Raw genomic sequence first — 23,371 nt, 5'->3', positions numbered from 1 at the left:
AGATGTTGGAATTTGATTTTGAAATGGAGAGCTTAGCTCAAATAAAAGTAATCGGAGTAGGCGGCGGCGGAAGCAACGCCGTTAACCGAATGATTGAAAATGGTGTGCAGGGCGTTGAATTCATTACGGTCAATACGGATGCTCAGGCACTCCACCTTGCAAAATCCGAACATAAACTGCAAATCGGGGACAAGCTCACTCGCGGTCTTGGTGCCGGCGCCAATCCTGACGTAGGCAAGAAGGCTGCGGAAGAATCCCGTGATTTGATCATGAACACCCTGAAGGGTGCCGATATGGTATTCGTTACAGCCGGTATGGGTGGCGGTACAGGTACTGGAGCTGCGCCTGTCATCGCTGAAATTGCTAAGGAGTGCGGGGCATTAACGGTTGGGGTTGTCACTCGTCCGTTTACGTTCGAAGGACGCAAGCGTGCTTCCCAAGCGGAGCTTGGCATCGAAGCATTGAAAGAGAAAGTGGACACACTCATCGTCATTCCGAATGATCGCTTGCTGGAGATCGTGGATAAGAAGACACCGATGCTGGAAGCGTTCCGAGAAGCTGATAACGTATTGCGTCAGGCCGTTCAGGGCATTTCTGATCTGATCCAAGTGCCGGGTCTGATCAACCTTGACTTTGCCGACGTGAAAACGATCATGACAGAACGCGGCTCGGCTTTGATGGGTATTGGACTGGCTACTGGTGAAAACCGTGCCTCCGAGGCTGCCCGCAAGGCGATCATGAGCCCGCTGCTTGAAACCTCAATCGAAGGTGCCCGCGGTGTGATCATGAATATTACGGGAGGAACCAATCTTTCCTTGTATGAAGTGAATGAAGCGGCCGAGATTGTAACATCTGCTTCCGATCCGGAAGTGAACATGATCTTCGGTGCGATCATTGAGGAAAGCATGAAGGATGAAATCAAGGTCACGGTTATCGCTACCGGCTTTGAGAGCAAGCCTTCTCCAATCCCGCCGGGACGTCGTCCTGCAATGCCGCAAGGGGAACAACAGCAACAACAGCAGCCGGAAACGGACAAGAGTAATGTGAATCTGAAGCCGTTTGGCAATCAGAGCAATGATCAGCTTGATATTCCTACTTTTCTTCGCAATCGTACCCGTAATAATGATTAATAACGGTAAGCCTGTGCTTCGTCATCATGATGAAGACAGGCTTATTTTTATATCCATGCCTCGTCATCTTCCTTTTATTTCATTTACAAGGCCAACAGCTGATGCTGTCACACTTTCACGAATGAAAGCCCAATCAGCAATTACTGGGGAAATTACGGATATTCCCCGAGCCTTCCTGCCAAGATAGAGATCGCCGATAACGCTAAGAGGCTGCTCTTGGTACAGGTCTCTAAAAACTGCCCTTCATCGACAAAAAAAGTCCGAAATCCGCCCACAGGTTTAGACAGACTTTGAATTCTATTCTTCTTATACTAGTAACATCTCCCATAGCCCAGAATTCAACAGAAGGATAACGGTAGAGGATTCTTCGACTAGGCAGGTGAACAACCTGGTTGTTTATATTGATCTCATATTTTTGGCAAACCTCGTCATTGACGCCGTTTTGCTGGCTTTGACCGCCTGGATGCGGAGAGTGAAGCCAACATGGTGGAGGCTTGCATTATCCTCTGTGATCGGCGCTCTGTATGTCGTCATGATGTTTGTCCCGCAATTGTCGTTTTTGTTTACCTTTCTCATCAAGTTTGGACTATCGTTGATCATGCTGTGGGTGGCTTTCGGCTTTGTGAGCTTGCAGAGTTATCTTCGGAATTTGGGAGCTTTTTACATGGTGAATTTTGCAGCTGCCGGAGGCATTATCGGTTTTCATTACTTGGTCCAAAATTCGGGAGAGTTGTTCAGCGGGATATGGTATACGACATCGGGCGGGCTATCCTTTGAATTGAAGGTGGGATTCTGGTTTGCGTGCATTACCTTTTTTGTAGTTGTATTCGCGTTTAAAGCCGTTCAGACCACGAAACGAAAAACCGAGAACCGGGAAGCCTTGTTGGGAGAAGTGTCCGTATGGATCGGCAGCGCCAAAATAGGCTGCGTGGGTCTACTTGATACTGGTAACCAATTGAGCGATCCCTTGACGCGCACGCCGGTTATGGTGATGGAAGCAGAACTATGGGAAGCCTACCTGCCCCAGGGATGGAGCAAACAGCTGATGGAGGGGGAACCGGACAAATTAATCATGGGGCTGGCGGCAGAGGAATTCGAATGGCAGGACCGCCTGCGGCTTGTTCCGTATCGCGGCGTCAACCGGGGGGCTGCATTTATGCTTGCGCTGAAGCCTGACATGGTGCGAGTCGAGCTGGGGGGATTTGAATACGCGGCATCCAAGGTGCTGATTGGTCTTGACGGCGGGACGCTTTCGGGAGACAGGGCATACAGGGCCATCATCCATCCGGCGTTGACGGAAGGTGAGGGGACGCCGAAGAATGCACAACCTGCCATAACGGGCGATTCTCAGAATCATGAGGCGACCGGTCTGAAATCAGGCGAAGCCAAGACTGCAGGATAATGACAGGTGAAGCCATTTTCATAGTGTTCGAGTCTGTGACCCAACGTTCGAGCGATGGATAAGTCTTTGAAAATCTTCATGAAAATCCATCCTTTCCGGATTAGGAGCCTAAAGATGATCTTTATGAAGTCAGTTAAACCTTCGGGAAAACGCATTAGGAGGATAAGAGATGCCCGTTAAATGGAGATTAGCATTGCAGCTGCAGTATTACCGCGTACTTTTTATGCTGGGTTTGAAGAGTCAGGAAATCTACTATATCGGAGGAAGCGAGGCGCTTCCGCCTCCGCTAACGAAAGAGGAAGAGGAGTTCTTGCTCAAAAAGCTGCCTACCGGCGATGCGGCCACCCGGGCCATGCTGATCGAACGTAATCTGCGTCTGGTCGTTTATATCGCCCGCAAATTCGAGAACACCGGCATTAACATCGAAGATTTGGTATCGATCGGTGCCATCGGTTTGATTAAGGCGGTGAATACGTTTGACCCCGAGAAAAAAATCAAGCTGGCCACGTATGCCTCGCGCTGCATTGAAAACGAAATTTTGATGTACCTGCGCCGGAATAACAAAACGCGAAGCGAGGTCTCGTTCGACGAGCCGCTGAATATCGATTGGGACGGCAATGAATTGCTCCTGTCCGATGTATTGGGCACCGAGAACGACACCATCTACCGCAACATCGAGGAGCAGGTCGACCGGAAGCTGCTGCAAAAAGCACTCGATAAATTGAGCGACCGGGAACGCATGATTATGGAGCTTCGTTTCGGCCTGCAGGACGGGGAAGAAAAGACGCAAAAAGACGTGGCAGACCTGCTTGGAATCTCGCAATCCTACATTTCCCGATTGGAGAAGAGAATCATTAAACGGCTCCGCAAAGAATTCAACAAGATGGTGTAACTGGAAATCGCAAGGAATAAAATAACCCCCCTCGGAGATAATGTACAGTAATGTTTCTCCTTGGGAGGTTAGTCATCATGACGCGAAACAAAGTTGAAATTTGTGGTGTGGATACGTCAAAACTGCCTGTTCTGACGAACGTGGAAATGAGGGAGCTGTTTCATAATCTGCAGCAGAACAATGAACGGTCGGCCCGAGAAAAATTGGTGAACGGCAACCTGAGACTGGTGCTCAGCGTCATCCAAAGGTTTAACAATCGGGGAGAGTTCGTTGATGATCTGTTTCAGGTAGGCTGCAGCGGATTGATGAAGGCCATCGACAATGTTGATTTATCGCAAAATGTTAAATTTTCCACTTATGCCGTACCGATGATTATCGGAGAAATACGTCGATACTTAAGGGACAATAACCCGATTCGCGTCTCCCGATCACTGCGCGATATTGCCTACAAGGCACTTCAGGTCCGGGATCAGCTGACCAATGCGAATTCGCGTGAACCAACGATTTTTGAAATTTCCGAAGCGCTGAATGTGCCCAAGGAAGACGTTGTTTTTGCACTCGATGCCATTCAAGATCCCGTTTCGCTGTTTGAGCCGATTTATCATGACGGTGGCGATCCGATATATGTGATGGATCAAATCAGTGATGACAAGAACAAGGATGTGTCCTGGATTGAGGAAATCGCTCTCCGGGAAGCGATGCACAAGCTCGGGCAGCGCGAAAAAATGATTCTGTCCATGCGGTTTTACGAAGGCAAAACCCAGATGGAAGTTGCCGATGAAATCGGTATCTCCCAAGCCCAAGTGTCGCGCCTGGAGAAGTCGGCGATCAAGCAGATGCAAAAGCACGTCAAAACTTAAGAAGCCCAGCAATCAAACGAACAGACAACGATCCCGTTTATGGGGTCGTTTTTTTCGTTTTAAATAAGCTATTTTACCCAAGCGGATCATATATTGAACAGAGGGATACGGATTGAACAGGGATGGACGGATAACCTTCAAATACATCTAAGGTGTGATGCTCATGATACCTGATAATCAAATGGTGGGGAAAAAGATGAAAATTTCCGATTTTCAAACAAAGGATGTTATTAATATCATCGACGGCAAGCGGCTCGGGCAAATCAGCGATTTGGAGCTGGATTTGCGGCAGGGCCGGATTGAAGCGATCGTGGTGCCGAGCTACGGCAAATTCATGGGGCTGTTCGGCGGCGGAAGCGATCTGATCATACCGTGGCGGAATATCGTCAAGATCGGCTCGGACGTGGTCCTTGTCAAAATGGAGGAACTGCGGAGAACGCCGGATGATCAGGAACCGGTGGAGTATCTGGATCGTCCTGACCGTCGATCCTTCTAACCAAACGGCGGGTTCATATGTCTCCGGCGTATGTTTTCTGTTACACTGGTCATAGAGGTGAATGTTCATGGAACCGTTTGTTAGTCAAGATCGGCAGACACCGAGTCTGTTTGTGCTCGAAAAATGGGAAGGGAAGTCAGCGGCCGCACTCACGGCCGGGTTCACGGGCCGGCATGGCGGCGTGAGCCGGATACCCTATGACAGTTTGAATTTGGCCTTTCATGTCGGAGACGAGCCGGGCGACATTGTCGAGAACCGGAAGCGGGTCGCCGCAGCGCTTGGCTTTTCTCTCGAAGACTGGACGTGCGGCGAGCAGGTGCACGGCATCCGGATTGGCGTCGTTCATGATAAGGACAGGGGCAGAGGGAGCTTGGACCGGGCCTCGGCCTATCAAGATACGGACGGGCTTGTAACCGATGTTCCCGGCGTGTTGCTGACTTCCTTCTACGCCGACTGCGTGCCGCTGTATTTCTGGGACCCGGTCACGGGCGCCGTCGGTCTGGCCCACGCTGGCTGGAAGGGAACCGTGGGTGCCATAGCCGAACAAATGGTGGTCAGGATGTCTGCGGAATACGGAAGCTTGCCTCGGAACCTCCATGCAGCCATCGGTCCGTCGATCGGCGTATGCTGTTACGAGGTGGATGATCGGGTCATGGAGCGTGTCCGCGAACTCGGATTCGAAGGATTCTCAGGCGATAAAGTTACAAATTCAGCTTTTTATATCGACAAGGGACACGGGAAATACATGCTGAACTTGAAAGAAATAAACAGACACATTATGATTAAAGCAGGAATATTGGCGGAACATATCGAATGTACATCATGGTGTACAAGCTGCAATCACGATCGGTTCTTCTCCTATCGCAAAGATGGAGGGACTACGGGTCGGATGGCGAGTTGGATCGGGATGAGAAAGAGGTGAGTCGTCCCTTGAGTTTGAAGGAACGTATCGATCAAGTGGAACAGCGAATAACGGAGGCTTGCGCAAGAAGCAGCAGGGACCGGAATGATGTGAATATGATTGCGGTCACGAAATATGTCTCCTTGGATATGACGGCTTCGGTACTGGATCACGGACTTTTGCATATCGGCGAGAACCGCTGGCAGGATGCCCAGGCGAAGTGGAATGCACTCGGCAACCGCGGCACATGGCATTTCATCGGCCATCTTCAGACCAATAAGGTCCGGGATGTCATTGATAAATTTCAATATATTCATTCGCTCGACCGCTTGTCTTTGGCCCATGAGCTGGAGAAGCGGGCGGCTGCGCTGAATCTGCAGGTATCCGCCTTGATGCAGGTCAATATCTCGGGTGAGGAATCCAAGTACGGCTTGCCTCCCGAGCAAGCAGCCGAGTTTTTGAAGGAAATCAACAGTCTTTCGCACGTAAAGGTAACCGGACTCATGACCATGGCTCCATACGAATCGTCGGCGGAGCAGACGCGTCCTGTATTTCGTGGTTTAAGACAACTAAGAGATGAGCTGAACGAGCAGGCGCTTACGGCGGAGCCGTTGACCGAATTGTCCATGGGCATGTCCAATGACTTTGAAGTTGCCATAGAGGAAGGGGCGACCTGGGTGCGTCTCGGCTCAATTTTAGTAGGGAAAGAGGAGGATTGACGATGGGCGTGATGAACCGGTTTATGAATTTCTTGGGACTGCAAGAGGAAGAAGAAGTTGTGGAACGCGAGGTTCTGGCCTCGCAGGAAGAGCCGGTGGAGGCAACGCCGTTTGATCATCGGAAAAACCAAAAGAGCGGCAACATCGTTAGCATTCATTCGCAGAAGAACGTTAAGGTTGTATTAGTCGAGCCTCGTTCATATGATGAAGCACAGGAGATTGCAGATCATCTGCGGTCATTCCGAACGGTTGTGGTCAACCTTCAGCGCGTGAGGAATGATCAGGCGCTGCGCATTATCGATTTTCTTAGCGGAACCGTTTATGCGCTTAGCGGCGGAATCTCGAAGGTGGGCGGGAACATCTTCCTATGCACGCCGGATACCGTTGAGATCCAAGGTTCGATCTCGGAGATTCTAGCAGACGAGCATGAATATAACAGAATGAGGTGATTTAGGCTTTGACCTACGAAATTTACAGTATCGTTGGAACGCTGTTCCAAATTTATTTTTACATGATCTTGGTCTACGTCTTAATGTCATGGCTTCCGAATGTGAGGGAAAGCTTTGTCGGGGAGCTGCTTGGCAAGCTGGTAGAGCCATACTTGGCGCCTTTCCGTCGGTTCATTCCGCCGATTATGGGCATGATCGATATTTCCCCGATTATCGCGCTGTTCGTCCTGCAGCTGGCACAGCGCGGCGTATACGCCATTCTCGGATATTTCCTCTAGCAGGTGAATGAATGATGAAACTGGACATCTACGATCATTTTCACAAGGACGAACGGGAATTTGTGGACCGGGCTTGGGAATGGGTGGTCAATGCCGGACAATATCATGAAACCAAGCTGACGGATTTCCTGGATCCCAGGCAGCGGTTCATTCTGGAATCGCTCGTGAATCGTCATCCGGACGTGCATGCCGTGTTTGATGGCGGACATGCTGATGCCGAACGCGTGCGGGCGATGATTGCTCCGGATTACCGGGCGCTTGAGGGCGAGGATCTGAAGATGAAGGTGCTCAGCATCTCTTCCGGAGATCAGAAGTTTCTGGAGCTGGAGCATGGCGATTATATGGGGTCGATACTGGGTCTGGGCATTAAGAGATCCAAGATCGGTGATATCCATGTACTTGCGGACGGCTGCCATGCGGTCGTTGCCGACGATATCAGCGCCTTCCTGCATCTGAATCTCAGTCAGGTCCACCGGGTGCATGTCATGACGGATCTGCTGCCGCTGGACAAGCTTCAGGTGGCCCGCACGAATTTTGAGGCGATGGACATTACGGTATCTTCCATGAGACTGGACGGAATCGCCAGCGATGCCTACCGAATCAGCCGCACAAAAATCGTCGTGCCGATCAAGGCCGGCCGGTGCCGCGTCAACTGGAAAGTGGAAGAGGATCCCTCCACGAATTTAAAAGAAGGCGATGTCGTCTCCATCCAAGGATTTGGACGTTTTAAAGTACTGGAGACGGGCGGCCTGACGAAAAAAGGGCGGTACCGTATCAAGGTTGGGAAATATGCTTGACCTTTGAAGGAATTGCCGTTTTTTTGTCGAAACCATACAGGGAACATTCAAAATGACAATGGATTTGCCGATAAATCGTAAATGACCGCTATTGTCTTCACGGACGGGTGGTTTGGCTAACACAGCGGACGGACCGTCCTGTAAGGCCCATATATTTAGGAGGTGCACACCATGCCATTGACACCGCTTGATATACATAACAAGGAATTCGCCCGTCGAATTCGCGGTTATGATGAGGACGAGGTCAACGAGTTTTTGGATCAGATTATTAAGGATTATGAAAGTGTGATCCGGGAGAATAAAGAATTAGGCAACCAGCTGATGGCGATGCAAGAAAGACTGGATCATTTTTCGAATATTGAGGAAACCTTATCGAAGACCATCATTGTCGCCCAGGAGGCGGCGGATGAGCTGAAGAACAACGCGAAGAAGGAAGCTCAGCTGATCATTAAGGAATCCGAGAAGAATGCGGACCGGATCATTAACGATGCGCTCGGGAAATCCCGCAAAATCGCGCTGGAGGTTGAAGAGCTGAAGAAGCAGGCCTCCATCTACCGCACCCGTTTCCGCTCCTTGGTAGAGGCTCAGCTGGAGCTTCTGAAGCAGGAAGGCTGGGAGACGCTGGAGAACCGCGAACCGAGTCTGGAGCCGAAAGAGGTATACTAGGCGGGTATCCGGTTGACTTTTTCCGCGAAGTCGTCTATAACTAATAACATATTGTTGATTCATACCGTAATTCGTTGATGGGAATAGTACGCGAAGGATCTGTCCCCCAGAGAGCCGGCAGTTGCTGAAAGCCCGGCGTTCAGGCCTAGCAGAAGATCATCCCGGAGAAGTGAAGCTGAAGCGCTGTGACCGCGTGCGTAAGCTAAGCCGTCTGCCGAACGTTATATCGGACCTTGCCTTACGAACAGGCATGGACATTGAGGTGTCGTTTGAGCAGGCTTCCATTAGAAGTCGGCCGGGCGAAATTAGGGTGGTAACGCGAGAACAGGTTCTCGTCCCTTGGGGGACGGGGCCTTTTTTTATTTTCACAGAACATTTACGAAGTGAAAGGAAGATCTGCATGAACAGAGTAGACGTCAAGGAGAAGGCGCGGGCAAGAGAGCTGCGCATCTTGAACAAATGGAACGAGGAGAACACGTTCAAGAAATCAATCGAGCTGCGGGCCGGCAAGCCGAATTATGTATTTTACGAAGGTCCGCCAACCGCGAACGGCGCGCCTCATATCGGTCACGTGCTCGGCCGCGTCATCAAGGATTTTGTGGGCCGTTATCAGACGATGAAGGGCTACCATGTCGTTCGGAAAGCGGGCTGGGATACGCACGGGCTTCCGGTTGAGCTTGGCGTAGAGAAGCAGCTTGGCATCTCCGGCAAGCAGGAGATCGAGAATTATGGCGTGGAGGCTTTTATCAAAAAGTGCAAAGCCAGCGTATTTGAATATGAGCATAAATGGCGCGAGCTGACCGAAGCGATTGCGTATTGGACCGATCTGGATCATCCGTACATCACGCTTGAGAACAACTACATCGAGAGCGTATGGAACATTTTGGCGACGATTCATGACAAGGGCCTTCTGTACCGCGGCCACCGCGTAAGCCCGTACTGCCCTTGCTGTCAGACGACACTGAGCTCCCACGAAGTGGCACAGGGGTATGAGGATGTTAAAGACCTGAGCGCAACGGCGAAGTTTAAGCTGCATGACAGCGGAGAGTATGTGCTGGCATGGACGACGACGCCTTGGACGCTGCCATCCCACGTGGCACTGGCTGTTAATCCGGATATGGATTACGCCCGCGTCGAGCAGGAGGACGGCATCTATATCGTGGCTAAAAATCTGGTAGAGGATGTCATGAAAGGCGAGTTTACCGTTCTATCGACGCTGAAAGGCTCCGAGCTGGTCGGCAAGACTTACGACCCTCCGTTCCCGTATGTAAAAGCGGAAAAAGCGAACCTCATCGTCGGCGCATCCTTTGTTACCGATGCAAGCGGTACGGGGATTGTGCACATGGCTCCTGCGCACGGCGAAGACGACTACCGCGTATGCCGCGAGAATGGCATCAGCTTCGTAAGCGTCGTGAACGGCCACGGCCGTTATACCGATGAAGTGACGGATTTTGCCGGACGCTTCGTCAAGGATTGCGATCTGGACATCGTGAAGGCATTGTCCGAAAAAGGACTTCTGTACAGCAAGGAGAAATACGAGCACAGTTACCCATTCTGCTGGCGCTGTAAATCCCCGCTGCTCTATTATGCGATGGAGAGCTGGTTTATCGAAACGACGGCGGTTAAGGATCAGCTGATCGCCAACAACAACGAGGTGACCTGGTATCCGGGCCATGTACGCGAGGGACGCTTCGGCAAATTCCTTGAAGACCTGGTCGACTGGAATATCAGCCGGAACCGTTACTGGGGAACGCCGCTTAACGTATGGGTCTGCGATTCTTGCGAAGGGCAGTTCTCGCCGCACAGCATTGCGGAGCTTCGGGCTAACGCCGTAGGCGAGGTGGCGGAGGATCTGGAGCTGCACAAGCCCTATGTGGATGAAGTGAAAGTCAAATGCCCGCATTGCGAAGGCGGCGTGATGGAACGGACCTCGGAAGTCATCGACGTATGGTTTGACAGCGGGTCGATGCCGTATGCGCAATACCATTATCCATTCGAGGACAAGGAGAAGTTCGAACAGCAGTATCCTGCCGATATGATCTGCGAAGGGATCGACCAGACGCGCGGATGGTTCTACAGCTTGCTCGCCGTATCGACCCTCTTCACCGGTAAAGCGCCTTATAAAGCGGTCATGGCCACGGGCCATATTCTCGATGAGAACGGACAGAAGATGTCCAAATCCAAGGGCAACGTCATCGATCCTTGGGAAATCATCGAGGAGTACGGCACGGATGCGTTCCGTTGGGCGCTGCTCGCCGACAGTGCGCCATGGAACAGCAAACGTTTCTCGAAAGGAATCGTCGGCGAAGCCAAATCCAAGGTTGTGGACACGCTGGTGAACACCCATGCGTTCCTGACATTGTATGCCGGCATCGACGGCTATGATCCGAAGGAGCATGACTTCAAGGGATCGGACCACAAGCTGGACCGCTGGATTCTCTCCCGCCTGAACAGCTTGATTCAAGTGGTTGACAAGGGATTGGCCGTCAATGATTTCCTTAACGCGGCCAAGGCGATCGAAGCTTATGTGGATGAGCTGAGCAACTGGTATATCCGTCGTTCGCGCGATCGTTTCTGGGGCAGCGGACTCGGTGAAGATAAGCTGGCCGCTTACGGGACGCTTACGCACGTGCTGTTGACGCTATCCAAGCTGATGGCGCCATTCACGCCGATGCTGTCCGAAGATATCTTCGTCAACCTGGGCGGCGGCGAGAGCGTGCATCTGGCCGACTTCCCGCAAGCCGACGAAGCGTTGATCGACAAGGCGCTCGAGCAGGACATGGAGACGGCAAGACAGATCGTAGAGCTTGCGCGGAACGTCCGCAACGAGACAGGAATCAAGACGCGTCAGCCGCTGTCCAACCTCATCGTATCCATGGATCGCGAGTTCGATCTCGCGGGGTATGAAGACATCATCAAGGACGAGATCAACGTCAAAGCGATTGAGGTGGAGACCAGCGACAGCGGATTCGTTGATTTCACGCTGAAAATGAACCTGAAGGTCGCAGGCAAGAAATACGGTAAAAATATCGGCTTCCTGCAAGGTTTCCTGAAGGGAATGAGCAGTGACGAGACCCGCAAGGTGGTCCAATCGGGCGGCGTGAACGTAACTTCACCGGAAGGCGAAGAATTGCAGATCACGCCCGAAGAGCTGCTGGTAGAGAAGAAGGCGAAGGAAGGCTTTGCATCCGCTTCGGGTTACGGGTTAACCGTTGCGCTCAATACGGATATCACGCCGGAGCTGGAGCAGGAAGGCTGGGTTCGCGAAGTGGTGCGTGCCGTGCAGGATACGCGCAAGAAGCTGGACCTCCCGATCGAGAAGCGGGTGAACTTGACTCTCGATACGGATGATGAGCTTCAAGCTGCGATCACCGCATTTGAAGATGTGCTGCGCGAAAACGTTCTGGTTAACGATTTGCAATACGGACAAAGCGAAGGCATGGAGCGGGTTGAGCTTGGCGGCAAAACCATTGGCATCCATATCGTCTGAGAATCGTTGATATTATTAAACCACCGCCATGAAATGGCGGTGGTTTTTTGCTGTCCACAATAAGCACCGGCTTTGTTCGGAGGATTCCGTGCGAATGAGATGCTTCCAACAGATGCATAATAATCAGCGAATTCTCATGCATGTTATGTAAGGTTTCAAGCAGGAAGAAAGCGGATCCTGATCTGTTTTTCCAGAGTCTGCCTAGTATAGTGGCAAGGGGGCGGTGAATATGGCAGAGAAGCCGGAAAATGCGTTATCAACCGAAAAGAATAAATCGCTTGTGGAAGCAGAGCGGGACCAATTGGGCGCCATACACCGCATGACCACGGACATCGCGCAGCAGCTGGAGAAGGCCCGGATCGCGGAATACACCCAGCTGTTGAACCGCCCCTGGAAATTGATATGGACCAATCTGCTGGCCGGGTCGGCACGCGGCGTGGGAATCGCGATCGGGTTTACTTTTTTTGCGGCAACCATCATATATGCCCTTCAGGCCCTTGGCGCGCTGAATTTGCCTATTATCGGCGATTACATCGCGGATATTGTCCGGATTGTTCAGCGGCAGCTTGAACTGACGTAATGGATTATGTAATGCCCGGCAGCCGCTGCAAGTCATATGCTGCCGGGTAAGACGCTTAATCAGCTGAATGATTCATCATCCGGGTCGCCATTGGGGTCAAGGAGATAGCTTCCTTCGCCCCGGTTTAGGTAATCGACATATTGGGGACTGCGTACGATAAACACTTCCGAGCCATCGATATTGGTGGCAACGAAGTTTTCGTACACCTCCACGAACCCGCTTTGATCGTCGCCATTCTCGATATCCATTTCGTTATAGCTGTCCATTTCGTTACCTTCCGCCAAAGCCGGGGAATTGGAGTTCCCCCAGCTCTCAACGATCTGCCAGGCGTCCTCGCCGTCAAATGCAGCATATTCGTGCTCATCCATACTGGATTTTCCGAAAGCGGGAGCTAGAACGTCCTCCTCGACCGGACGGTCGCGGGACACGCGCTCCCGAGGCGTATGTTCTACGCAATATTGCGTATCCGGGATAACCTCCAACCGCTCGTACGGAATGGGCTGGTCGCAGGTAAGGCACACGCCGTAACGGCCATGATGAATGGCTTCTAGCGAAAAAATAACCCGCTGCAGCTCCTGATCCACCCTGTCCTGAAGCGCGAGGTCTTTTCCTCTTTCAAACACTTCGGTTCCCACATCGCCAGGGTGATTATCAATATGGGACAGCTCGCCGGTCATATCTCGCTCCGATTCTCCCAGCCCGTGTTGGTCGTTATTGACCATGCGCCGTTCAAGTTCAACCTTTCGATCCATCAGCTTTTGTTGCAAATTATGAAGTTGCTCCTGAGTGAGATGCGACATGTCAGGCTCCTTTCATGGTCCCGAAGTTGACCTTCTTGGTTCATAGGTATAGAGTGCACCCATCGATAAGGTTTTACTGACGGAAAATGTTCTCGCCGCTGGACAGGAATGGACGGTTTCTGAGCCGCTGTGCTACAATAAGACGAGTTACGGACCGATCAGCGAAGATGTTCGCCTGATTGGAGAAGACAAGAACGGAGTGACATAAACAAGTGGTATATTATTTGATTGCATTTGTTTTATTTCTTATCGATCAGGGAACCAAGTACTTGATTGCTACCAAGCTCGAGCTTTATGAACAGATACCGGTCATCGGGGATTTCTTCCTGATCACGTCCAGTCGGAACCGGGGAGCCGCGTTCGGCATACTTCAGGACCAGTTATGGTTCTTCATCATTGTGACAATAATCGTTGTGGGCGGAATCGTCTGGTACCTGCGGAAGGTATCGAAAGAAGGACGCAAGCTGCTGCCGACCGCGCTTGCGCTTGTACTTGGAGGGGCACTCGGAAACTTCATCGATCGATTGATAATGGGAGAGGTCGTCGATTTCCTGCAGTTTAATTTTGGCAGTTACACCTTCCCGATCTTCAATATTGCCGATTCTTGCATCGTGATCGGCGTGGGATTGATCATATTGGACACGCTTCTGGAAGGAAGACGCGAGAAGATGCAGACAACAAGTGAAGTTTCAGGCACAGAAGGGACTGAATGATGGTGCTAGACGGTAAGGATACAGATACGGATTGGACAGATGAGAACGGTCAGGAAACGGAAGCCATCGAATGGACGGTGGATGCCGACGCTGCCAAAACCCGTATCGATAAATACATAACGGAAAATCTTGGGGAAGATGTGTCGCGTTCCCAGGTGCAGTTATGGATTGCGGACGGACATGTGAGTGTGAACGATGGCCCAATCAAGCCGAATTACAAAGTGAGTCAGGGTGACCGCATCGTGCTGAAGGTTCCCGAGCCATCGGCCGTCGAGATTATTCCCGAGGACATCCCGCTTGAGATCGCGTTTGAAGACGGGGACGTGATTGTCGTAAACAAGCCGAGGGGAATGGTTGTCCATCCGGCTCCGGGACATTCGTCCGGCACGCTAGTGAATGCATTGATGTTTCACTGCAAGGATTTGTCGGGAATCAATGGAGAGCTTCGCCCCGGCATCGTCCATCGGATCGATAAGGATACTACGGGCCTGATCATGGCCGCGAAGAATGATAAAGCCCATGCTTCGCTGGCCGCCCAGTTGAAGGAGCACAGCGTGAACCGCCGTTATTTGGCGTTGGTGCACGGCAATATCAGCCATGATCAGGGAACCATTGACGCACCGATCGGCCGGGACGCCCAGGATCGCAAACTGTATACCGTCACGGACCGGAACAGCAAACATGCGGTGACGCATTTTACCGTGGTGGAACGGTTCGGAGATTACAGTCTCCTCGAGCTGAAGCTGGAGACGGGTCGTACCCATCAAATTCGCGTGCACATGAAATATATCGGGCATCCTCTCGTAGGGGATCCCGTTTACGGCAAGAGCAAGGGGATCAAATTGAACGGACAAGCGCTTCATGCGGCCGTATTGGGTTTTGTCCATCCTTCGACCGGGGAATATAAGGAGTTTTCGGCACCGATGCCGAGCGATATGAATGAGCTGTTGACGATTTTAAGGGGCCGCTAGCGGTCCCTTTTCGCATGTATAAGCATGGGTCCCACAAAGGTTTAGAGTAAGCATCAAAGCATGGGCTCCACTTTGCTGGGCTATTTGTCTTGCCTTCCAAACCATGGATATGGTATAGTGACGATAACTTTGATGAAGGAGGTGAGCAGGATGAATATCGAGATGGTCAACAACCGTATTAGCCAGCTGCCTATCGCTATGGCTGGCATTGTTCATGCATTTCTCAACAACGGGAGAGGTCTGTCCAATTTTAATGATACGAGTTGTACCATCGCGAGAAGTCACCTGCCTGCCTGCACGGATTAAGCCGATTTAAGGCTTACGATTCTTAAGGGTCCGCGGAGCTTGCTCTGTGGACCCTTTTTGCGTTTGCAGTCCGGTTCTTCTCCCTAATTCATGCGCTCGAACAGAGTTTTGGTATTGTTCGCAGCATACAGGAGGAACCAAGAATGAATATGATCAATGTACAGAAACTGACGCAATACCACGGGGCCCAGCTGGTATTGGACGGGATATCGTTTGAAATACAGGAAGGCGAGAAGGTAGCGCTTATCGGCAGAAACGGAAGCGGCAAGTCCACGCTGATGCGCCTGCTTGCCGGATTGGATCAGCCGAATGAAGGGCAGCTTGCCATCAAGAAGGATACAGTGATCGGGTATGTGGAGCAGATACCGAGCCATATGGATTCCTGGACGGTCCTGGATGTACTGTCCCATGGGTTGATTCACTTGAAGGAATACCGCACGGAAATGACGGAACTGGAGAAGAGAATGAGTGATCCGGGCATCGCCGGGAATGCTGAGCTGCTTGATCGAGTGCTGCGGAAATATGCAGCGCTTCAGGAACGGTTTGAAACAGAGGGCGGCTATGAGCTGGAAGCGAGCATCGATAAAATCGCTACCGGGCTGCAAATACCCAAAAGTGAATACGGACTGGCTTTTGGTTCGTTGTCGGGCGGAGAAAAGACCCGAGTCGTGCTGGCATCGCAGCTGATCGTACAGCCGGATCTGCTCCTGCTTGATGAACCGACCAACCATCTGGATTTGGCACGCACGGAATGGTTGGAGGAATTCTTACGCGAGTATCCGGGTACCTGCGTCATTATCTCCCACGACCGATATTTTCTGGACCGGGTCGTGTCCAAAACGATTGAGCTTGAAGATGGCGAAGCTTTCACTGCCTATGGTGGCTACACTGCGTTCATGAAAGATAAGGAAGAGCGTTTGCTGCAGCAGTTCGCCGAATACCAGGAGCAGCAGAAAGTAATCAAGAAAATGAAGGAATCCATCAAGCAGCTTGAAGAGTTCGGCCGGATTGGCGGCAATGAGAAGTTCTTCAAACGCGCAGCTTCCATGAGGCGGGCACTGGAGCGGATGGAGCGGGTCAAGAGACCCGTGCTGGAACGAAGACAGGCTGATTTTGAACTAAATCCTCAGGATCGTTCCGGCCGCCGCGTGGCATACTTTGAACAAGTTGAGGTTCGCTATGGGAATCAGGCGGTGCTGGGAGGGGCTTCCGGTCTTATCGAATTCGGCGAAAAAATTGCGCTGATGGGTCCGAACGGCAGCGGAAAAACGACGCTGTTCAAAGTGCTGGTGGGCGAGCTTATGCCCGACTCCGGATCCCTTGAATGGGGCGCGCGAGTCGACGTGGGATATCTGGCCCAGCAGGAGGAGCCGAAAAATCCGAAGGAAACGGTGCTCCAATATTTTCGGGAGAACGCCGGGGTTGAAGAGGGAGAGGCCCGGGGGATTTTGGCAAGATATCTGTTCTATGGCGCGGCCGTGTTCCGATCGGTGGGCCAGCTGTCAGGCGGTGAATGGACACGATTGAGGCTGGCGCTCCTTATCCATCAAAAGCCGAACCTGCTGCTCCTGGATGAACCTACGAACCATCTGGATATTGCTTCCCGGGAGGCCTTGGAGGATGCGCTGCAGGGGTATCAGGGGACCGTTCTTGCCATTTCCCACGACCGTTATTTCGTAAACCAAGTGTCAGGCAAGGTGTGGGATTTGAACCAAGGGACGCTGACCGTCTTTCATGGAAATTATGATGATTTCCGGGCCAAGAAAGACCAGCTTGAAGCCGCATTGCAGTCAAGAGAACTCTCAGCTGGTACGAATGCCGTTTCTTTACCAAGGGGGACGCCGCCGTCCAAAGCCAACGAAAAGCCCGGCCAGAAATTCGAACGCAACCATCCTGATCGCTCTGCCGCGGAAAGATCCAAATGGCTGGAAGAGGAGATCGCCCGTTTGGAGACCCGCATCCGGCAGCTGGACGGCTGGCTTGAAACGGAAGGCTCGATAAGCGGCAATTCGGACATGTCGCTGCTCGAAGAGCGTTGGAACGAGCGGGAGTCCCTGGCAGCAAGCCGCGACGAGCTCCTAGCAGAATGGCTGGAGCTGCCTTAACCGACTTCGTGCAGGGAGGCCATGGTGTGTATCAGCTCCGACTCAACCTAAAAAGTACAAATCATCTGATATATAATGCATGGCTCCAGTCGTGATTTTCCTGCATATTTAGGATGTGTAACAAAGCTAGAGTAGGAGATGAATACAAATCATGAGCATGGATAAATATCAGGAAACGTACATTCAACAGAGCTTTGCCGATCGGATTGGCGGTGCTAATTACGGTAAAGATACGGCCATTTATAAATTCGAGAAGATCAAGAGAGCAAAGGCGGCTGCGAAGCAGGAGCATCCTGATACCGAATTGATCGATATGGGAGTTGGCGAGCCGGATGAGATGGCGGATGCAGGCATCGTGGCAAAGCTGGCGGAAGAGGCGGCGAAGCGGGAAAACCGCGGATATGCGGATAACGGGATTCCGGAGTTCAAGGAAGCGGCTGTTCGCTATTTGAGCAATGTATTCGGCGTCGAAGGCATCGATGCGTCCACGGAAGTGCTGCACTCCATCGGCTCCAAGCCGGCGCTGGCCATGCTGCCGTCCTGCTTCATCAACCCGGGCGACATCACGATCATGACGGTTCCCGGATATCCTGTGCTCGGAACGCATACCAAGTATTTAGGCGGCGAAGTCTACAATGTGGAGCTGAAAAAAGAGAATGCATTTCTGCCGGATCTTGGCTCGATCCCCGAGGACATTGCCCGCCGTGCCAAACTGCTCTACCTGAACTATCCGAACAACCCGACGGGGGCCAGCGCAACGGCCGAATTTTTCGCGGAGGTTGTCGAGTGGGCCCGCAAATATGGCGTGGTGGTTGTTCATGACGCACCTTATGCTGCGCTCACTTACGATGGTTTGAAGCCGCTGAGCTTCCTGTCCGTTCCTGGAGCGAAGGATGTCGGCGTGGAGCTTCACTCCCTGTCCAAATCCTACAACATGACGGGGTGGCGCATTGGCTTCATCGCCGGCAACCCGCTGGTGGTTAAAGCGTTTGGCGACGTGAAGGACAACAACGATTCCGGACAATTCATCGCCATCCAAAAGGCTGCCGCTTACGGTCTGGATCATCCGGAAATTACGGAGAAGATCGCCGAGAAGTATTCCCGCCGCCACAACATGCTGGTCGACGTACTGAACGGACTCGGTTTTACGGCGGAGAAGCCCAAAGGCTCCTTCTTCCTGTATGTGGAGGCTCCGAAAGGCGTCAAAGGCGGACGCCGTTTTGAATCCGGGGAAGACTTCTCCCAGTACCTGATTCGCGAGAAATTGATCTCCACCGTTCCTTGGGATGATGCAGGACACTTCGTTCGTTTCTCCGTTACCTTCATTGCCGACGGCGAGGAGGAAGAGAAACGCGTCATTTCCGAAATTCGCAGAAGACTCAGCGATGTGGAATTCGAGTTTTAATTCAAGGCTATGAACATGCTTGGAACGCGACAACGTTCGACATGATTGCTGTTGACATCTCTTGTAGGGTCTGTCATAATGGGATCAATCGAATAGCACCTTTAAATCAGTCCCGTGAGGCTGGCAAGGTAACGTGAACCGAGGTTCATTAACAGGAGGCATGGCTCTGTCTGCGGATAGATGCTGCGCTTTCCACACCATCTCTATGAGATCAACTCCTTGTCCAGCCGGGCAAGGAGTTTTTTTGTGTGGAATGAATCCACGGATCGTCAGGAACGATAAAGGGCTAATCAAACGTTTAGAAGGAGGACAAGAGGATGAGCAACGAACAGCATGTGATTATGGACGAGACGGCCATCCGCCGCGCGCTAACGAGAATTGCCCATGAAATATTGGAAAAAAATAAAGGGATCGAGGATTGCGTATTGGTCGGGATTCGCACGCGCGGGGTGTTTCTGGCCCAAAGAATCGCGGAGCGAATGAACGAGATCGAAGGTACTCCGATTCCTTGGGGAGAGATCGACGTGACCTCTTACCGCGATGACCGGGACAGCAATGGAGCCGCTGCGGAACGGGGTGAGGGAGCGAAGCACAGCCTAGCGCACCTGAACATCCATGACAAGAAGGTTATTTTGTTTGATGACGTGCTGTACACCGGCCGGACGATTCGGGCAGCAATGGACGCCCTGATGGACTGCGGACGGCCTAGAATGATACAGCTTGCGGTTTTGGCAGACCGGGGGCATCGCGAGCTGCCGATCCGGCCGGATTATATCGGAAAGAACGTTCCTACCTCCAAACAAGAGGAAATTACGGTGGCATTAACCGAAATCGACGGCAAGGACGAAGTGACCATTAGCCAAAGAGAGGAACGATAATCATGACAACAGCCATTTCATTGAAAGAACGCAGCCTCTTAGGTTTGAAGGATATTAGCAGAGACGAAATCGGATCCATCCTGAATCGGGCAGCATATTGGGAAGCGCAGTCCGAGAAAGTGGTGCCGGTACTTCAATCGAAATTTGCGGTTAATATGTTCTTCGAGAACAGCACCAGAACGAGATTCTCGTTTGAAATGGCTGAGAAAAGACTCGGTGCCGAGGTCATGAACTTTGCAGCGGCAGCATCCAGCGTCGAGAAAGGCGAGTCGATCTACGATACCGTCAGAACGCTGGAATCCATGGGAATCGACGCGGGCGTCATCCGGCTGAAGCCAGCCGGCGTGCTGCAGGAGCTGGCGGAGCGGATCTCGATTCCGCTGGTCAATGCGGGCGACGGCAACAATGAGCATCCCACGCAGGCGCTGCTTGATCTATACACGATGAAGAAAAGCTTCGGCGAGCTTAAGGGATTAACGGTGTCCATCATCGGGGACATCAAGCACAGCCGGGTTGCTCGTTCGGATCTGTGGGCCCTGCAGAAGTTCGGAGCCCATGTGCAGTTCTGCGCGCCGGAAACGATGCAGGCTCCGGAGCTGGCTCAGTATGCGCCTTACGTATCGATGGAAAAGGCGCTCAAGGCCGATGTGGTGATGATGCTGAGAGTACAGCTGGAACGCCATAACGAAGGGGTGTTCAAATCCAGCGCGGAGTACCGGGAGCAGTACGGCTTGACGGAAGAGCGGGCGGCCAAGCTGTCGGGGCACACCATGATTATGCATCCGGCACCGGTGAACCGCAACGTTGAAATCGACGACGCGGTCGTGGAAAGCCCGAGATCGATGATATTCAAGCAGATGGCGAACGGAGTGCCCATTCGCATGGCGGTTATGGAACGGGCGATGGTCTGATTCGAACATGCGGAATACGGTTTACAGAATGAATAAATATTAATAATTATACACAAACATGAATTTTTATTATACAATATACAAAGAAGCGAACGGTGCTTCTGCTGCGGAGGGGAACCAAGATGCAAATGCAAGTGATAAAGAATGCCAAAGTGATCAATGAACAAGGACAGCTCGAAGATAAACATATCGTCATTGCAGACGGATTGATTCAGTCGGTTGCGAGCGATATCGCAGCCTTGCCGGAACCGGGCGATCACGTTCAGATCATCGATGCCGAGGGCAAGCTGGTCACGCCGGGATTCATCGATATGCATGTGCACTTGAGAGAGCCGGGTTATGAGCACAAGGAAACCATCGAGAGCGGCAGCCGCTCGGCAGTCAAAGGCGGTTTCACGACCATCGCCTGCATGCCGAACACAAGACCGGTGACCGATACGCCGGAAACGGTGAAGCTCGTGCTGGATAAGGCCAGCGAGGCGAATCTTGCGAAGGTGCTGCCATATGCAGCCATTACGAAGAACGAGCTGGGCCGCGAACTGACGGACTTTGAGGCCTTGAAGGCCGCGGGTGCGATCGGATTTACGGACGACGGCGTCGGTGTGCAGAACGCACAGATGATGAAAGATGCCATGAATAAAGCGAAAGCGCTGGGCATGCCGGTCATTGCGCACTGCGAGGATGACTCGCTGGTAAAAGGAGCTTGCGTGACCGAGGGCAAATTCGCTCAGCAGCACGGCCTGAAAGGAATACCGAACGAGTCGGAAGCGATCCATGTCGGGCGCGACATTCTGCTGACCGAAGCCACCGGCGTGCATTACCATGTATGCCATGTGAGCACGGAGCAGTCCGTAAGATTGATCCGCCAGGCGAAAGCGATCGGCATCTCGGTAACGGCCGAGGTATGCCCGCATCATCTGGTTCTCTCCGACGAAGACATTCCCGGCCTTGATGCAAACTGGAAGATGAACCCGCCGCTGCGCACACCGCGTGATGTGGAGGCTTGTATAGAAGGTCTGCTGGATGGAACGCTTGATATGATCGTAACGGATCATGCGCCGCATAGCGCGGAAGAGAAAGCAAAAGGCATGGAGCTGGCTCCCTTCGGCATCGTGGGATTCGAAACGGCGTTCCCGCTGCTCTACACCAAGTTTGTCGCCACGGGAAAATGGGATCTCGCCCTGCTCGTAAAACGGATGACAAGCGATCCGGCAAGTGTATTCGGTCTTGCAACGGGTGTGCTGGAAGCCGGTAAAGCAGCGGACCTGACCATGATCGATCTCGAAGCGGAGAAAGAAGTGAACCCGGAAGAGTTCGCAACAAAAGGCCGGAACACGCCATTTACAGGCTGGAAGCTGAAAGGCTGGCCCGTGATGACTTGGGTGGACGGCGAAGTGAAATGGTCCGAACAAAACGGATTCTAAGTAACAAATAGGCAAAAGACTTATAAAATAAATTACACATAGATGACAGGAGTGATCGGGATGCAGGCAAGATTGTTACTGGAGGACGGAACGCTGTTCAGCGGAAAATCCTTCGGCGCGGATGCTGAAATGACCGGAGAGGTTGTTTTCAATACAGGGATTACAGGATATCAAGAGGTGCTGAGCGACCCGTCCTACTGCGGACAGATCGTAACCATGACGTACCCTTTGATCGGCAACTACGGCATCACGCGGGATGACTTTGAATCCATTCGGCCGTTCGTTCACGGATTCGTCGTTCGTCGTCATGAGCCTGTTCCCAGCAACTGGCGTGCAGAATACAGCGTTGACAGCCTGTTGAAGGAATACGGAATTCCGGGGATCAGCGAGATCGATACGCGGATGTTAACGCGTATCATCCGTCATTACGGTACGATGAAGGGCATTCTGACCACTTCCAACAAACCGGTGGAAGAGCTTAAGGAGATGCTCGGCGATACGACGATCGCTGAACTCCGCAACCAGGTGGCAAAAACCTCGACGCCGCAAATGTTTACTAGTCCAGGTTCAAAGGAACGGATCGTTCTGGTCGATTTCGGTGCAAAAAGCGGGATTCTGCGCGAATTGACGTCCCGCGGGTGTGACGTCATGGTCGTTCCGCATGACACGACGGCCGATGAAATCCGCAGACTTCACCCGGACGGCATTCAGTTGTCCAACGGCCCTGGGGACCCGAAAGACGTGCCTTACGCCGTCAACATGGTCAAAGAACTGCTCGGCGAATATCCGATCTTCGGCATCTGCCTTGGCCACCAATTGTTTGCGCTGGCTGCCGGCGCGGACACCGAGAAGCTGAAATTCGGACACCGCGGCGGAAACCATCCGGTAAAAGAGCTTGCCAGCGGACGCTGCTACATCACTTCCCAAAACCACGGATACACCGTAAACGAAGAATCCGTCAAAGGGACGGATCTGGAAGTTACGCATATCAACAACAACGATAAAACGATCGAAGGCTTGAAGCACTCGAAATTCCCGGCCTTCTCGGTGCAATACCATCCTGAAGCTGCGCCTGGTCCGCACGACAGCAGCTATCTGTTCGATCAATTCCTTGAAATGATAAGAGACCATAAACAGAATGAAATCCGGAAACCGCGCCAGGCGGTTCTGGCCGCAGCCGTGAAAGGAGCTCAATAAT

Annotated in this window: 23 protein-coding genes; 22 read left to right on the top strand and 1 reads right to left on the bottom strand. The window is 52.2% G+C overall.

Features of this window, described 5'->3' with window-relative positions; all coding sequences use genetic code 11:
* Nucleotides 1-2 precede the first annotated feature (2 nt).
* From ftsZ to RB298_RS29570, 13 genes are all read left to right on the top strand, one after another.
* Nucleotides 3-1,130 (top strand): cell division protein FtsZ, encoded by a 1,128-nt coding sequence (ftsZ, locus tag RB298_RS29630; protein WP_009589569.1) that lies wholly within the window; start codon nt 3-5, stop codon nt 1,128-1,130.
* A 388-nt stretch (nt 1,131-1,518) separates the two neighbouring features.
* Nucleotides 1,519-2,532: a sigma-E processing peptidase SpoIIGA gene (gene spoIIGA, locus RB298_RS29625; RefSeq protein ID WP_228469002.1), complete on the top strand. Its 1,014-nt coding sequence runs from the start codon at nt 1,519-1,521 to the stop codon at nt 2,530-2,532.
* Nucleotides 2,533-2,701: 169 nt separating this feature from the next.
* Nucleotides 2,702-3,424: an RNA polymerase sporulation sigma factor SigE gene (gene sigE / locus RB298_RS29620; protein ID WP_009589674.1), complete on the top strand. Its 723-nt coding sequence runs from the start codon at nt 2,702-2,704 to the stop codon at nt 3,422-3,424.
* A gap of 77 nt (nt 3,425-3,501) precedes the next feature.
* Entirely contained in the window at nt 3,502-4,284 is a 783-nt protein-coding gene (gene sigG, locus RB298_RS29615; protein ID WP_486049971.1) for an RNA polymerase sporulation sigma factor SigG, read from the top strand.
* A 163-nt stretch (nt 4,285-4,447) separates the two neighbouring features.
* Nucleotides 4,448-4,780, top strand: a complete 333-nt coding sequence (locus RB298_RS29610; protein ID WP_009589579.1) for a YlmC/YmxH family sporulation protein — start codon at nt 4,448-4,450, stop codon at nt 4,778-4,780.
* 67 nt (nt 4,781-4,847) lie between these two features.
* A complete protein-coding gene (pgeF, locus tag RB298_RS29605; protein WP_486049969.1) occupies nt 4,848-5,702 on the top strand; it encodes a peptidoglycan editing factor PgeF in 855 nt (284 codons plus the stop codon).
* Between the two features lie 8 nt (nt 5,703-5,710).
* Nucleotides 5,711-6,400, top strand: a complete 690-nt coding sequence (locus RB298_RS29600) for a YggS family pyridoxal phosphate-dependent enzyme (RefSeq protein ID WP_096773076.1) — start codon at nt 5,711-5,713, stop codon at nt 6,398-6,400.
* Nucleotides 6,401-6,402: 2 nt separating this feature from the next.
* On the top strand, nt 6,403-6,849 hold the full coding sequence (locus tag RB298_RS29595; protein WP_009589651.1) for a cell division protein SepF: 447 nt from the start codon (nt 6,403-6,405) through the stop codon (nt 6,847-6,849).
* 8 nt (nt 6,850-6,857) lie between these two features.
* Nucleotides 6,858-7,127, top strand: a complete 270-nt coding sequence (locus RB298_RS29590) for a YggT family protein (RefSeq protein ID WP_090913083.1) — start codon at nt 6,858-6,860, stop codon at nt 7,125-7,127.
* 11 nt (nt 7,128-7,138) lie between these two features.
* The gene (locus RB298_RS29585) at nt 7,139-7,924 is read left to right on the top strand and encodes a YlmH family RNA-binding protein (protein ID WP_096773077.1); all 786 of its coding nucleotides are present in this window, start codon (nt 7,139-7,141) and stop codon (nt 7,922-7,924) included.
* Nucleotides 7,925-8,095: 171 nt separating this feature from the next.
* A complete protein-coding gene (locus RB298_RS29580) occupies nt 8,096-8,590 on the top strand; it encodes a DivIVA domain-containing protein (protein ID WP_090913079.1) in 495 nt (164 codons plus the stop codon).
* A gap of 400 nt (nt 8,591-8,990) precedes the next feature.
* Nucleotides 8,991-12,080: an isoleucine--tRNA ligase gene (ileS, locus tag RB298_RS29575; protein ID WP_486049965.1), complete on the top strand. Its 3,090-nt coding sequence runs from the start codon at nt 8,991-8,993 to the stop codon at nt 12,078-12,080.
* A gap of 229 nt (nt 12,081-12,309) precedes the next feature.
* Nucleotides 12,310-12,660 (top strand): DUF5665 domain-containing protein, encoded by a 351-nt coding sequence (locus tag RB298_RS29570; RefSeq protein ID WP_015734246.1) that lies wholly within the window; start codon nt 12,310-12,312, stop codon nt 12,658-12,660.
* Between the two features lie 59 nt (nt 12,661-12,719).
* Here the strand turns inward: RB298_RS29570 and RB298_RS29565 are convergent, their stop codons facing one another.
* A complete protein-coding gene (locus RB298_RS29565) occupies nt 12,720-13,460 on the bottom strand; it encodes a TraR/DksA C4-type zinc finger protein (RefSeq protein WP_486049963.1) in 741 nt (246 codons plus the stop codon).
* A 212-nt stretch (nt 13,461-13,672) separates the two neighbouring features.
* Here RB298_RS29565 and lspA point away from each other — a divergent pair, with 212 nt between their 5' ends.
* The 9 genes from lspA to carA all read left to right on the top strand — a co-directional run bounded on the left by lspA (nt 13,673) and on the right by carA (nt 23,370).
* Nucleotides 13,673-14,173 carry a signal peptidase II gene (lspA, locus tag RB298_RS29560; protein WP_096773081.1) on the top strand — a complete coding sequence of 167 codons (501 nt, stop codon included), beginning with the start codon at nt 13,673-13,675 and terminating at the stop codon, nt 14,171-14,173.
* Nucleotides 14,173-15,144, top strand: coding sequence for an RluA family pseudouridine synthase (locus RB298_RS29555; RefSeq protein WP_486050148.1), 972 nt, complete (start codon nt 14,173-14,175; stop codon nt 15,142-15,144). Before lspA ends, RB298_RS29555 begins: the two co-directional genes overlap by 1 nt.
* Nucleotides 15,145-15,294: 150 nt before the next feature.
* Entirely contained in the window at nt 15,295-15,450 is a 156-nt protein-coding gene (locus RB298_RS29550; protein ID WP_009589583.1) for an RAxF-45 family protein, read from the top strand.
* A gap of 143 nt (nt 15,451-15,593) precedes the next feature.
* Complete coding sequence (abc-f, locus tag RB298_RS29545; RefSeq protein WP_486049960.1) at nt 15,594-17,555, top strand: ribosomal protection-like ABC-F family protein; 1,962 nt, start codon at nt 15,594-15,596, stop codon at nt 17,553-17,555.
* A gap of 151 nt (nt 17,556-17,706) precedes the next feature.
* Nucleotides 17,707-18,960 carry an LL-diaminopimelate aminotransferase gene (locus RB298_RS29540; protein WP_015734252.1) on the top strand — a complete coding sequence of 418 codons (1,254 nt, stop codon included), beginning with the start codon at nt 17,707-17,709 and terminating at the stop codon, nt 18,958-18,960.
* Nucleotides 18,961-19,277: 317 nt separating this feature from the next.
* Entirely contained in the window at nt 19,278-19,838 is a 561-nt protein-coding gene (gene pyrR, locus RB298_RS29535; protein ID WP_096773084.1) for a bifunctional pyr operon transcriptional regulator/uracil phosphoribosyltransferase PyrR, read from the top strand.
* Nucleotides 19,838-20,749, top strand: coding sequence for an aspartate carbamoyltransferase catalytic subunit (locus RB298_RS29530; RefSeq protein ID WP_277749023.1), 912 nt, complete (start codon nt 19,838-19,840; stop codon nt 20,747-20,749). Before pyrR ends, RB298_RS29530 begins: the two co-directional genes overlap by 1 nt.
* Nucleotides 20,750-20,871: 122 nt before the next feature.
* Nucleotides 20,872-22,173, top strand: coding sequence for a dihydroorotase (locus RB298_RS29525; protein WP_486049957.1), 1,302 nt, complete (start codon nt 20,872-20,874; stop codon nt 22,171-22,173).
* Between the two features lie 60 nt (nt 22,174-22,233).
* Nucleotides 22,234-23,370 (top strand): glutamine-hydrolyzing carbamoyl-phosphate synthase small subunit, encoded by a 1,137-nt coding sequence (gene carA, locus RB298_RS29520; protein ID WP_009589632.1) that lies wholly within the window; start codon nt 22,234-22,236, stop codon nt 23,368-23,370.
* Nucleotide 23,371 lies beyond the last annotated feature (1 nt).

Source organism: Priestia sp. BR_2, assembly GCF_041954005.1.
In the GTDB taxonomy this organism is placed as follows: domain Bacteria; phylum Bacillota; class Bacilli; order Paenibacillales; family Paenibacillaceae; genus Paenibacillus_AQ; species Paenibacillus_AQ lautus_A.
This window is presented reverse-complemented; position numbering and strand designations above follow the sequence as displayed.

Excerpts from the sequence above, each read along its gene's own strand:
- abc-f (WP_486049960.1), top strand. The coding sequence starts at position 15,594 with ATGAATATGATCAATGTACAGAAACTGACGCAATACCACGGGGCCCAG.
- RB298_RS29565 (WP_486049963.1), bottom strand. The coding sequence starts at position 13,460 with ATGTCGCATCTCACTCAGGAGCAACTTCATAATTTGCAACAAAAGCTG.
- RB298_RS29570 (WP_015734246.1), top strand. The coding sequence starts at position 12,310 with ATGGCAGAGAAGCCGGAAAATGCGTTATCAACCGAAAAGAATAAATCG.
- RB298_RS29525 (WP_486049957.1), top strand. The coding sequence starts at position 20,872 with ATGCAAATGCAAGTGATAAAGAATGCCAAAGTGATCAATGAACAAGGA.
- RB298_RS29540 (WP_015734252.1), top strand. The coding sequence starts at position 17,707 with ATGAGCATGGATAAATATCAGGAAACGTACATTCAACAGAGCTTTGCC.
- ftsZ (WP_009589569.1), top strand. The coding sequence starts at position 3 with ATGTTGGAATTTGATTTTGAAATGGAGAGCTTAGCTCAAATAAAAGTA.
- sigG (WP_486049971.1), top strand. The coding sequence starts at position 3,502 with ATGACGCGAAACAAAGTTGAAATTTGTGGTGTGGATACGTCAAAACTG.
- RB298_RS29555 (WP_486050148.1), top strand. The coding sequence starts at position 14,173 with ATGGTGCTAGACGGTAAGGATACAGATACGGATTGGACAGATGAGAAC.
- RB298_RS29580 (WP_090913079.1), top strand. The coding sequence starts at position 8,096 with ATGCCATTGACACCGCTTGATATACATAACAAGGAATTCGCCCGTCGA.
- ileS (WP_486049965.1), top strand. The coding sequence starts at position 8,991 with ATGAACAGAGTAGACGTCAAGGAGAAGGCGCGGGCAAGAGAGCTGCGC.
- RB298_RS29550 (WP_009589583.1), top strand. The coding sequence starts at position 15,295 with ATGAATATCGAGATGGTCAACAACCGTATTAGCCAGCTGCCTATCGCT.
- RB298_RS29610 (WP_009589579.1), top strand. The coding sequence starts at position 4,448 with ATGATACCTGATAATCAAATGGTGGGGAAAAAGATGAAAATTTCCGAT.
- pyrR (WP_096773084.1), top strand. The coding sequence starts at position 19,278 with ATGAGCAACGAACAGCATGTGATTATGGACGAGACGGCCATCCGCCGC.
- RB298_RS29585 (WP_096773077.1), top strand. The coding sequence starts at position 7,139 with ATGATGAAACTGGACATCTACGATCATTTTCACAAGGACGAACGGGAA.
- pgeF (WP_486049969.1), top strand. The coding sequence starts at position 4,848 with ATGGAACCGTTTGTTAGTCAAGATCGGCAGACACCGAGTCTGTTTGTG.
- sigE (WP_009589674.1), top strand. The coding sequence starts at position 2,702 with ATGCCCGTTAAATGGAGATTAGCATTGCAGCTGCAGTATTACCGCGTA.
- carA (WP_009589632.1), top strand. The coding sequence starts at position 22,234 with ATGCAGGCAAGATTGTTACTGGAGGACGGAACGCTGTTCAGCGGAAAA.
- RB298_RS29595 (WP_009589651.1), top strand. The coding sequence starts at position 6,403 with ATGGGCGTGATGAACCGGTTTATGAATTTCTTGGGACTGCAAGAGGAA.